21 protein-coding genes are annotated in these 9,158 nt (G+C 37.5%); 19 read left to right on the forward strand and 2 right to left on the reverse strand.

Annotated elements, in window-relative coordinates:
• Positions 1-51: 51 nt before the first annotated feature.
• The 17 genes from G6554_RS22415 (at position 52) to G6554_RS22495 (ending at position 7,456) form a co-directional block, all read left to right on the forward strand.
• On the forward strand, positions 52-294 hold the full coding sequence (locus G6554_RS22415) for a helix-turn-helix transcriptional regulator (RefSeq protein ID WP_166246005.1): 243 nt from the start codon (positions 52-54) through the stop codon (positions 292-294).
• A 14-nt stretch (positions 295-308) separates the two neighbouring features.
• Complete coding sequence (locus G6554_RS22420) at positions 309-539, forward strand: hypothetical protein (RefSeq protein WP_166245981.1); 231 nt, start codon at positions 309-311, stop codon at positions 537-539.
• A 93-nt stretch (positions 540-632) separates the two neighbouring features.
• Entirely contained in the window at positions 633-1,145 is a 513-nt protein-coding gene (locus G6554_RS22425) for a helix-turn-helix domain-containing protein (RefSeq protein ID WP_166246007.1), read from the forward strand.
• 17 nt (positions 1,146-1,162) lie between these two features.
• A complete protein-coding gene (locus tag G6554_RS22430; RefSeq protein WP_166246009.1) occupies positions 1,163-1,735 on the forward strand; it encodes a hypothetical protein in 573 nt (190 codons plus the stop codon).
• On the forward strand, positions 1,732-1,938 hold the full coding sequence (locus tag G6554_RS22435; protein WP_166246011.1) for a hypothetical protein: 207 nt from the start codon (positions 1,732-1,734) through the stop codon (positions 1,936-1,938). The genes G6554_RS22430 and G6554_RS22435 overlap by 4 nt, the downstream gene beginning before the upstream one ends.
• A gap of 108 nt (positions 1,939-2,046) precedes the next feature.
• Entirely contained in the window at positions 2,047-2,211 is a 165-nt protein-coding gene (locus tag G6554_RS22440; RefSeq protein ID WP_166246013.1) for a hypothetical protein, read from the forward strand.
• 166 nt (positions 2,212-2,377) lie between these two features.
• Positions 2,378-2,620: an ORF6C domain-containing protein gene (locus tag G6554_RS22445; RefSeq protein ID WP_166246015.1), complete on the forward strand. Its 243-nt coding sequence runs from the start codon at positions 2,378-2,380 to the stop codon at positions 2,618-2,620.
• 191 nt (positions 2,621-2,811) lie between these two features.
• Positions 2,812-3,036, forward strand: coding sequence for a hypothetical protein (locus G6554_RS22450; RefSeq protein ID WP_166246017.1), 225 nt, complete (start codon positions 2,812-2,814; stop codon positions 3,034-3,036).
• A complete protein-coding gene (locus tag G6554_RS22455; protein ID WP_166246018.1) occupies positions 3,033-4,082 on the forward strand; it encodes a DnaD domain-containing protein in 1,050 nt (349 codons plus the stop codon). Before G6554_RS22450 ends, G6554_RS22455 begins: the two co-directional genes overlap by 4 nt.
• Before the next feature lie 2 nt (positions 4,083-4,084).
• Positions 4,085-4,267: a Fur-regulated basic protein FbpA gene (fbpA, locus tag G6554_RS22460; protein WP_166246020.1), complete on the forward strand. Its 183-nt coding sequence runs from the start codon at positions 4,085-4,087 to the stop codon at positions 4,265-4,267.
• 93 nt (positions 4,268-4,360) lie between these two features.
• On the forward strand, positions 4,361-4,618 hold the full coding sequence (locus tag G6554_RS22465) for a hypothetical protein (protein WP_166245983.1): 258 nt from the start codon (positions 4,361-4,363) through the stop codon (positions 4,616-4,618).
• On the forward strand, positions 4,611-4,772 hold the full coding sequence (locus G6554_RS22470; RefSeq protein ID WP_166246022.1) for a hypothetical protein: 162 nt from the start codon (positions 4,611-4,613) through the stop codon (positions 4,770-4,772). Before G6554_RS22465 ends, G6554_RS22470 begins: the two co-directional genes overlap by 8 nt.
• A 100-nt stretch (positions 4,773-4,872) precedes the next feature.
• On the forward strand, positions 4,873-5,079 hold the full coding sequence (locus G6554_RS22475; protein ID WP_166246024.1) for an XtrA/YqaO family protein: 207 nt from the start codon (positions 4,873-4,875) through the stop codon (positions 5,077-5,079).
• A gap of 77 nt (positions 5,080-5,156) precedes the next feature.
• Positions 5,157-5,321, forward strand: a complete 165-nt coding sequence (locus G6554_RS22480; RefSeq protein WP_166246026.1) for a hypothetical protein — start codon at positions 5,157-5,159, stop codon at positions 5,319-5,321.
• 15 nt (positions 5,322-5,336) lie between these two features.
• Positions 5,337-5,561, forward strand: a complete 225-nt coding sequence (locus tag G6554_RS22485) for a hypothetical protein (RefSeq protein WP_166246028.1) — start codon at positions 5,337-5,339, stop codon at positions 5,559-5,561.
• On the forward strand, positions 5,562-6,095 hold the full coding sequence (locus tag G6554_RS22490; RefSeq protein WP_166246030.1) for a hypothetical protein: 534 nt from the start codon (positions 5,562-5,564) through the stop codon (positions 6,093-6,095).
• Between the two features lie 17 nt (positions 6,096-6,112).
• Positions 6,113-7,456 (forward strand): DNA cytosine methyltransferase, encoded by a 1,344-nt coding sequence (locus G6554_RS22495; RefSeq protein ID WP_481747929.1) that lies wholly within the window; start codon positions 6,113-6,115, stop codon positions 7,454-7,456.
• Between the two features lie 62 nt (positions 7,457-7,518).
• Here G6554_RS22495 and G6554_RS22500 read toward each other — a convergent pair whose 3' ends face one another.
• Complete coding sequence (locus G6554_RS22500; protein ID WP_166246034.1) at positions 7,519-7,686, reverse strand: aspartyl-phosphate phosphatase Spo0E family protein; 168 nt, start codon at positions 7,684-7,686, stop codon at positions 7,519-7,521.
• A gap of 612 nt (positions 7,687-8,298) precedes the next feature.
• Between G6554_RS22500 and G6554_RS22505 the strand changes: the two genes are divergently transcribed.
• Both G6554_RS22505 and G6554_RS22510 read left to right on the forward strand, forming a co-directional pair.
• Positions 8,299-8,580 carry a hypothetical protein gene (locus tag G6554_RS22505; RefSeq protein ID WP_166246036.1) on the forward strand — a complete coding sequence of 94 codons (282 nt, stop codon included), beginning with the start codon at positions 8,299-8,301 and terminating at the stop codon, positions 8,578-8,580.
• A 42-nt stretch (positions 8,581-8,622) separates the two neighbouring features.
• Positions 8,623-8,877 carry an ASCH/PUA domain-containing protein gene (locus G6554_RS22510; protein WP_166246038.1) on the forward strand — a complete coding sequence of 85 codons (255 nt, stop codon included), beginning with the start codon at positions 8,623-8,625 and terminating at the stop codon, positions 8,875-8,877.
• Between the two features lie 44 nt (positions 8,878-8,921).
• Here the strand turns inward: G6554_RS22510 and G6554_RS22515 are convergent.
• Positions 8,922-9,158 (reverse strand): hypothetical protein (locus tag G6554_RS22515; protein WP_242692168.1); only part of this gene is annotated, 237 nt, incomplete at its 5' end.

The raw sequence follows: 9,158 nt of genomic DNA on the forward strand, positions 1-9,158 counted from the left end.
ATATAATAAAACCATAAAGTTACTTAAGGGAACATATTGGAGGTGATTATATTGCGATTTTGGCTCAAAAAATTTCGCGATAAAAGAAAGTTGACTCATGGAGAAGTTTCCGAATTAAGCGGTATATCAAGGAGCTTTTATACTCATATAGAGAATGGAACTAAAACGCCTAGTGTTGACGTAGCTAAAAAAATTGCTAAAACACTTGATTTTGAGTGGACACTTTTTTTTGAATACGAATGTTCCTTTAAGGAACAAAACGACTGCAATGTAAGTAGAACATTAACTACCTAAGGAGGCACGTAAGAATGTCCGCAATAAGCATGGAACGTCCGCATAAACATGTAGCAAGGGGGAGTGCGGACATGGAAGCACCTAAGAAGGAACATAAAATCGGCAATACCACCGTTATTGTTTACTCACCATTGGTTCTCATGAGTGATGACGAAAGAGCCGAATGGTTCAACAGTGAGTGGGAAAAGGGAAATCCCGTTCTAAAGGAAATAGCTGCAGCTGTTGAAGATTGCTACAGAGACTAAAGTCCTTTAGTAGTACGATTTACCTAACTACTGTACTAAATTGATTGTCACATCTACAGATAGGGAGTGTGACAAATGAAAAGGGGAATTTAATTGGCTATTGGTGCATCCATAGCCGAGGCTCGTAAACGGCAGGAAAAAACACAACTAGATGTAAGCCACGGCATTAACTATTCAAGAGAAGCACTTTCAAAATTCGAAACAGGGGATAGGGAAATTCCAAAGGAAATTATCCCAAAGATAGCTCAGAACATAGATGACCCTAGACTGTATTTTGATACTTGGAAGGACAGTTCCGGTTTTGTTAGTGTCCCTTATTTCGACGGGGACTACATAGATCAGCATCCTACTAGCATGATGTATCTCGTTCAAAAGGAAACAGCAGAAGCATTGGAGGCAATTGAATCAGCTGTTTGGTCAAAACCAGCAAGCATGTTTTCACAAGAAGAAAAGGACCACATGAAACAGGTCTTAAAAGAAAATTTAGATGCTGCAGCTTCGATGATCAATCTCGTTGCCAGTATGTGTAAGGCACATGATTTCTCCATGAGGGATCTGTTCAGGGAATGGAACGTGTCACTGAAAATACGAAAGTTTAATAAGTGAAATGGAGAGAGTTAACAATGGAAATCACTTTGAATCTAATGGATAAGGTTGTTCATTACAAAGGGCGTGTTTGGACCATATATTCTACCAGTCATGATGGTGTTTTTGCATACCAGGGATTAAAACCTTTCGCTTCGTTTAACTATAACGAAGATTCCCGAAAATACAGTACCTTCAAGAAAAATATCGTCTACATCAAAAATGATGAAATTACGATTTTAACCGGTGACGAAATTCAAGCGGCGGTCAAAAAAGAAGAGAAGGAAATGAGGAAGCCTTTATCCCGCAAAAAAGCGATTGATTTTTATGTTTATTTAACCGGGCATTCAAAAGCATTTGTTAGTAAACACATTCAAGAGCGACATCGTGGTTTTGGATTTATTCCTGGTGCGGTCGGATATGATTTGTGGAAACACAATCGAGGCGAAAGAAGTTTTTTAATCTTATCTCATAATATGGAAAATCATACACAACATGCATACTTTGATTTTATCACATTTGAAACAGATGACCTTGAGCATGAGCGTTCATGGGAAGCGATTAAACAGGAAATTATTGATAATTACAAAGAATGGCAAGGGATCGAATGAGTAAACATGAGGATTTTAAACAATTCATTACAGATTTAAACGAAAAGAATATAAGTTTTTATAAAGAAGGGGCGCCTTTTTTCATCGGAAGTATGGGGGCTATCATTCAAAGGGAAGAAGATAACGGTAACTCCAATATAAAAATCGATGATGTAATAAAGGCAATGAGGGAAGCCTATCTCTTTTCGTTAGGTATTTATTAAGAGGATTCATCCTCTAGTTTTTTAACACGATTTGCGAAAAATGCTGTGGAAAAAACACTTAATGGGTGATGAAAAAAACTTTTTTATCGAAACAAGGAGGAAGTCAGCATGAAATTTCTATTATCAGCAAGCGGTTTAATGAAAGCAAGCCAAGTTAGGGAAGCTTGTAAATTTATGAGGGAGAATAAGCACGTTCCTTTGAAACAAGAAATTCAAATAAAGGCTGAAATGTATCGGAGGTTATCGCCAGTAAAAGAAAAAGCAGCAAGCTAGGCGGCCACCTGCTCACTGCTTAATAATTATCTATAACTATATTTTAGCATCATTCCATCGATGCGGCAAGATTGACTCTTGCCGTAATGTCCAGGAGCTGTTTCCCCCTTTGATGTTCTTGGGCATTCCGGTGCGCGCCAATTTAGCAAAGAAAGGAGCCGATAGCATGAATACGGCAGAAAAACAGATTGCTCTTGAGGAGGGAGAGAGAAAAAGGCTGCATAAAGCCATTAATAGTAGGGTTTACCAGTTAGAAACAAACCATGAAATCAGGAAAAAGCTATTTATGGATTTACATCGTGATATAAAAGCTCGTTTTAGGGTGGGAAGTTATAAATATATTAGCAGACCTAATCTATTGATTGCCATTCGGTATATAGAGACCTGGGTACCAGGGAAACTTTACTAAAAGGGAAGGTGGTCACTATGTTATATCCTGTTGATTTTTCAATCAAATTGAATGGTAGTTTTTGCACCATTTACTCAGAGTTGATATATGCCAACAGCGTGTCAGAATGCCAAGATAATGCTGAAAATATTCGCGAAGAGTTACCGCATCATAAGCAGCATCATGTCCATATTTTTATAGAGGCATAATCCATGTTGCCTACACCTAACGCGAGCAATGTATTGCTGCCTCATTGGATCCTAAAGCAGGAGCCGTCGTTATCTGACCACGATTTTAGGGCGATTGTTGTTGATTATTTAACAAGATATGAAGGATACGAATTAATCGAAGTGAAAAATCCTTTTGCCGTATGTGATCGTCCCATAATTGAAAGACAGCAGGGGAAAAGACGGCAAGGTAAGGGGAGACTTAAATGACTAGGAGAACCAAAAAAGTTGTTATTAAAGAAGAGCTGGTGGAGCTCACAGGCGACTATAAATTAGCCATTGTATTAAATCAAATGATTTACTGGTCCGAAAGAGTTTCCGATTTTGATAAGTTTATTGCTGAAGAAAAAGGTAGACTTTCAACTGAAAACGTTGACTCTACCAGTCTTGAATATCAGAATGGCTGGATTTATAAGACAGCTGAGGATCTTGCAGATGAATGCATGATCACAAACTCAGAGGCTACAATGAGGCGTTATTTAGACAAGCTCATTTCCTCTGGTTGGCTAAGCGCAAGAAGAAATCCCAAATATAAGTGGGATAAAACCATGCAATACAGAGTGAATATCACGGCGATTCAAAAGGCTTTGTTTGTAATGGGGTTTGTTCTAGATGGGTATCGAATCGACTTTGAAATTACTAAAAACACGAATGACGATTCGAACTTTCAAAATGACGAATCGGGCTTTCAAAATGAAAATTCGGATTTTCAAAATGACGACTCCATTTTTCATGGTGACGATTCGAACTTTCACGGTGAAAGAGCAATACCAGAGATTACTACAGAGATTACTACAAATAAAAGAGAAGAAGAAAAAGAAGCGCCCGCGCGCGATCCTCTTATAACATTTTTCGAAGCGAATGGATTCGGGACAATCAGTCCATACATTGGTGAAAAAATGGATGCATGGTGTAAAGACTTATCGGAGAACTTAGTCTTAGAAGCTATGAAAATAGCAGTCGAGTATGGGGCGAAGAATTGGACCTATGTTGACAGGATCCTGCGTAACTGGGCTGAAAAGAAATACACATCCGTTGAGCAAGTACATTCTGCCTTATTAGCCTTTAGAGAACAAAAGGCAAAACAGCAGAATAGACCGAGAAAAAACGGTAAGCCCATACGGACAGAGATAATACCGGAGTGGTTTAATGAGTCGAAACCAGAACTGGAAACACCAAATGTTCCAAGTGATGCCGCGGCAAAGAAAAAAGCATTTGAAGATAAGCTAAAGAAATTGAGAAAGCAGGAAAATTAAGAATGGCCCAACTGAGAGAAGCGGTTGAAAAAAGGAAAAGCCGTATTATTCGCGATTTAATTAGTGTTGGTTACACGAAAAGCGAGGATGGTCGGCAGCTGTATGAATTATCACTCACGGAATTGGAAGTACTACATAAGCATGAGAAATGCGGAGACAACCCAGTTCGACAGGTGGAGGAATGAGGTACTTAACACTAGGACAACTCTATTATCTCGCAAGATACTGCAGGGACTATCGAGGTCATGCATTAAAGGAGTTGCAGAGGAGGATATATTTTGAACAACCAATGTTGTAATTGTGGTAAAGATTTTCAAATAGCTGCAGGCAAATTATACTGTTCGTCCGTATGTGAAGAAAGGCATGATCTATTTGGTCAGGTGAAGGAAGGAAAAGCAATGCCTTCGACTGTTTCGATTTCTTACTTAACTCCAGAACAATTGGAAGAATACAAAAATACTAGAGTGCCTAAAAGCAGAAAACCTCAAAGAGTCGCAGATTGGAGATGGCCCCAGAATCGGAGGAAAAATGGATAAGGAGCAATTAGCGTGGCAGCGTAAAGTCATTAGAGAAGAATATGTAAATGAAGCAAAATCCTTATCCCACCATGCACCTTTATCAGCTGCACAAACTCGGTCAAATCGGAGTCCAAAGCGCACTAAACGAGTGGAAAAGACGGTGGGAAGATGATTATCCAAAAATTAGAGAAATAAAAAATGCCAGGCGCAGCAACGCTCGGCAAAAATCGACTTGAACACCTTAATTATATCATAAAACGAGGTGTTCATATATGAGCAGCAGAGCACAAGAAATAATTATTAATGATGATATGTCGATTACCGAAAAAATAGAATCAGAGAAAGTGAAAATTATTGTTTTAGATGGGCGTCTTGGCAAAGCAAAAGTCTATGAGGCAGTCCACCACGGGCGTACCATCATTGAAACCTATGCAGGCAAAACCAGTGGAATCATTTTTGATGATCGTGAAAAATTTTAATCTATGAATCAATTATACTTGAAGGTCTGTACCATCAAAAGTCTTATGGTGGTACAGAAAATTAGGAGGTTGCCAAATTGAATAATGTATTTATCTTAAAAACAAATTCTGATAGTCAGGATTTTCATAAAAAGCTAAATCAATTTTTGTTGAAATATTGCAAGGATCATGATGCAAATGCTGCAGTTTATGAATTAAACGAAAGAGCAAAAGAAAAGGCTGAGAAGATTATCTCAGCTTGACGGGTGGTCTAAAAAATGGCCTGGAAAAAACTTAAGATTGTCTGCGAAGAATTAAACTTTTTCTGGGAAGAATCAGACTTAAATAAATTGGCTGAGTTATGGAATGATGGAATGTCCCCTAGAAAGATGGCTGCATACTTTGATCGAGATGATCCAGACGAGATCCTCTTCGCGATTATCCAATTGGCAAGGGATGAAAAAATAAATCAAAGGACAGGTGGCCTATTTGGGGCATTCTGATTGGGAGTTGAAGAGATAATGTTGCAAGGAATTTGTATTGATACCGGCTATACAGCTGTCCTTCAAAAAGGGACAAGCTATTATCTTTTTCCGAACGGGGACAATCATTACTACGTTTCAAAGTTCCCTAATGAGGGAGCACATATGGGCTGTTTTCAAGAAAGATACTTTCAAGTTCTCGAAGAAGAACAGTGGCCAGATGAGCCGGAAATAAGGTTAGTTAGTTTTGATCCTGAGAAGCTCTATAAGGCTAGGTTGATTTGGAGAAAAAGAGGTTATAAATCTGTCGAACTAAAAAATTATTATATTAAATCAAAAGTTACTCACGGATATTTTTATAGTGACATGGCTTTAAAAGAGTGTAGAGGTTGTTTTCCTCTTCATTGGTTTACGGATTTTCAGGAAACGATCCTTGACATCATCGATCAAGAAATCCCTGATTTTGATATCGATTTTGAGGAAAACGATCTGATTTTAGTAGAAAGTGAGCCTGAAATAGTTAATTACGTACAAATGTCAATATTCGACTTTTAGGTAGAGGAGTGAAATTGGTGCAGCTTGATTTATTCAGAGAAATAGTTGTAGATAACTTCGCTGGTGGAGGGGGCGCTTCTACTGGTATTGAAATGGCAACAGGCCTATCAGTAGACATTGCCATTAATCATGACCCAGCTGCCATTGCTATGCATAAGGCTAACCACCCAGATACTGAGCACTATTGCGAATCGGTATGGGATGTTGATCCAGTCAAAGCAGTCAAAGGGCGAAAAGTTGGCCTTGCTTGGTTTTCGCCAGATTGCAAGCATTTCAGCAAAGCGAAAGGTGGTAAACCAGTAGATAAAAATATTCGGGGGCTGGCATGGATTGCCGTTAAGTGGGCCATTGCAGTTAAACCTAGAGTAATCATGTTGGAAAATGTTGAAGAGTTTAAAACTTGGGGTCCGTTAAAAGATGGTTATCCAGATGAGGCGAAAAAAGGCAAGACGTTTCAATCTTTTGTGAAGGCATTGAAAGCATTGGGATATGAAGTGCAGTTTAAAGAATTGAGAGCATGTGATTACGGGGCTCCGACGATAAGAAAAAGATTCTTCATGATTGCAAGATGTGACGGATGCCCTATTGAATGGCCCGAACCAACACACGGAGATCCGCAAAGCTTGCCTGTACAAACAGGGAGATTGCAACCATGGCGCACAGCTTCAGAAATTATTGATTGGGATATTGGCACTCCGTCTATTTTTGAACGGAAAAAGCCTCTTGCAGAAAATACGTTGCGTCGAATCGCTCGAGGGATAGAACGTTTTGTTATAAATAACCCCAAACCATTCATCGTAAGAATTGGTCAAACCGGATTTGGTGGAGATAGATTGCAATACAGTTTGGAAAAGCCATTAACTACAATTACTACCAAAGCAGAACACTGCCTTGTTACTCCATTTCTAGCAACCTATTATACAGAAACTACTGAAAATGGAGTTAGAGGCCAAACTTTACAAGAACCTATTGCAACAATTCCTACAGCAAATCGATTCGGATTAGTAAATGCTTTCTTAATGAAATACTATGGCAGTGATGTTGGTCAATCAATTAAAGAGCCACTTCACACGATAACAACAAGAGATCGATTCGGATTAGTCACTTTGAAGGGGCAAGATTATCAAATTATCGATATTGGAATGAGAATGTTACAACCTCATGAATTGTACGCCGCTCAAGGTTTTCCATCAAATTACATCATAGATAAGGATTTTGAAGGTAAGCCATATCCGAAAACAAAGCAAGTGGCCCGATGCGGTAATGCAGTTCCGCCACCATTTGCCGAGGCGTTAGTAAGAGCGAATCTACCAGAGTTTAGCGTGAAGCATAACCGTTATAAGCCAGCTATAGCAAATTAGAATAATTTGTCGAATTTCGGTGGAGTTAGACGATTTTAAACTAAAATGCGAAGTAATATTTACTATATCATTTGATATTTTGCTATATATTCATCAAGCTGTTGACTGATTGCTATAGTTTTTTTACTTGCAAGTCCATCTTTTAAACCAGCTTGAATCATATCTTTTCTTAAGGACTTGATTATTAATAATAAATTACTTTTTTTATCATTAATCGGCATTGTTAACATAAAAATGGCTCCTATTTACAAATATTCACTTGAAAAATATAGCAAAAAGTGGAAGTGCGGACAATTGGTTTATTAAAAATGTCACAATTTGTTCAAATTTATATCAAAACGTCATACTTCGAGCCTATTCCGTAGAAGTTGAACGAAAAAGCGTCGCAAAAGGAAGTGAAAAAATGCTACAAGCAATTTTCTGGGTAATGCTAATTTTTCTAGTTGTTGGTGGAATTTGGTCGCTAGTTGAAAAGTTGATATATGGACAAATAACTCCAAGAATATTGGACGATATTATTTGTTTAGTTTTATCAATATCACTGTATTACAACATTTTTAAATAAGACACATTTCGAAGATATTCTGTAATAGTCGAACCAAATTGTGAAGTAGTGAGGTGAGTTTTTTGGAAAAATGTCCAGTTTGTAAGAATAAAAAAATTAAAGAAGTAGGCGGAGAAGAAATAGCCTACGAACGTTCTGTATCTACTGGAAAGATACTAAAAAGAGAAAAAAATGGTTGTACTATATGGTGGAAATATACTTGCAAGTGTGGATGGGAAAGTGAAGTCTTTACTTTGTAGTTCGAAACCAAATGCGACATATCGAAAGGAGGATAAAAATGAAAGATGCGTGGGTTTTAAGGTTACGAGAAGAATCAAAAGAAGAAGATATGACTGGGGATTATTACTTTGCAGCAGAAGAAAGCGAGGAACTTGACTGGCTTACTCAAGATTTGAGCAAAGCTTTGATAATCCCAAATAAAGAGTCATATATAGAAAATTTGAAGATACATGAACAGTTGATTTATGAACGATACGGCGAAGATGCGATTTGCAATTTCGGCTACACAAACATTATGAAGCATTTTGAATTTGTTGAAGTTGAGTTTGAAACAGTTTAATGCACATTCCAAAATAAATTGTAAAACAAAGAAGGTGATAGGATGATTCAAGAAGGAAGAAAATTGACACATGATCTAAAGATATTACCTGAATATTTTAGTGCTGTTCGTGAGGGGCTTAAAACATTTGAAATTCGAAAAAACGATAGAGATTATCAAGTCGGAGATACTGTGGAGCTCCTTGAATACGATCGGGATCATTATACAGGTGATAGTCTTCTTTGTGAGATTACATATATTACTAATTATGAGCAGAAAGAGGGTTATGTGGTTTTTAGTATCAATGTAATGTTTTAAATTTTTTCGAAGTAAATTAGGCATCAATATTGATGCCTAAAGAACTACTTAAATAATTCGTAGAAACCCATGTTCATAGGAATAGCCCATATATAAGCTCCCAGAAGAGCTATTGGTCCAAGGAGGAAATTAAATAAGCTTTTTGGTAACCAACCAAATATAAGCTTAAATAAGAAAGTAGTTAAAATCATAGTTACAACTAATAAAACTATTGGTCCTATTAATTGCATTGTATTAAAATCAATTCCTTCAAAAATGTTCATCTTTGGCACCTCTATAGG

This window comes from Bacillus sp. MM2020_4 (assembly GCF_011250555.1).
GTDB lineage: Bacteria > Bacillota > Bacilli > Bacillales > Cytobacillaceae > Neobacillus.

Excerpts from the sequence above, each read along its gene's own strand:
- fbpA (WP_166246020.1), top strand. The coding sequence starts at position 4,085 with ATGGCCCAACTGAGAGAAGCGGTTGAAAAAAGGAAAAGCCGTATTATT.
- G6554_RS22450 (WP_166246017.1), top strand. The coding sequence starts at position 2,812 with ATGTTGCCTACACCTAACGCGAGCAATGTATTGCTGCCTCATTGGATC.
- G6554_RS22510 (WP_166246038.1), top strand. The coding sequence starts at position 8,623 with ATGATTCAAGAAGGAAGAAAATTGACACATGATCTAAAGATATTACCT.
- G6554_RS22420 (WP_166245981.1), top strand. The coding sequence starts at position 309 with ATGTCCGCAATAAGCATGGAACGTCCGCATAAACATGTAGCAAGGGGG.
- G6554_RS22430 (WP_166246009.1), top strand. The coding sequence starts at position 1,163 with ATGGAAATCACTTTGAATCTAATGGATAAGGTTGTTCATTACAAAGGG.
- G6554_RS22435 (WP_166246011.1), top strand. The coding sequence starts at position 1,732 with ATGAGTAAACATGAGGATTTTAAACAATTCATTACAGATTTAAACGAA.
- G6554_RS22440 (WP_166246013.1), top strand. The coding sequence starts at position 2,047 with ATGAAATTTCTATTATCAGCAAGCGGTTTAATGAAAGCAAGCCAAGTT.
- G6554_RS22505 (WP_166246036.1), top strand. The coding sequence starts at position 8,299 with ATGAAAGATGCGTGGGTTTTAAGGTTACGAGAAGAATCAAAAGAAGAA.
- G6554_RS22470 (WP_166246022.1), top strand. The coding sequence starts at position 4,611 with ATGGATAAGGAGCAATTAGCGTGGCAGCGTAAAGTCATTAGAGAAGAA.
- G6554_RS22455 (WP_166246018.1), top strand. The coding sequence starts at position 3,033 with ATGACTAGGAGAACCAAAAAAGTTGTTATTAAAGAAGAGCTGGTGGAG.
- G6554_RS22485 (WP_166246028.1), top strand. The coding sequence starts at position 5,337 with ATGGCCTGGAAAAAACTTAAGATTGTCTGCGAAGAATTAAACTTTTTC.
- G6554_RS22475 (WP_166246024.1), top strand. The coding sequence starts at position 4,873 with ATGAGCAGCAGAGCACAAGAAATAATTATTAATGATGATATGTCGATT.
- G6554_RS22500 (WP_166246034.1), bottom strand. The coding sequence starts at position 7,686 with ATGTTAACAATGCCGATTAATGATAAAAAAAGTAATTTATTATTAATA.
- G6554_RS22445 (WP_166246015.1), top strand. The coding sequence starts at position 2,378 with ATGAATACGGCAGAAAAACAGATTGCTCTTGAGGAGGGAGAGAGAAAA.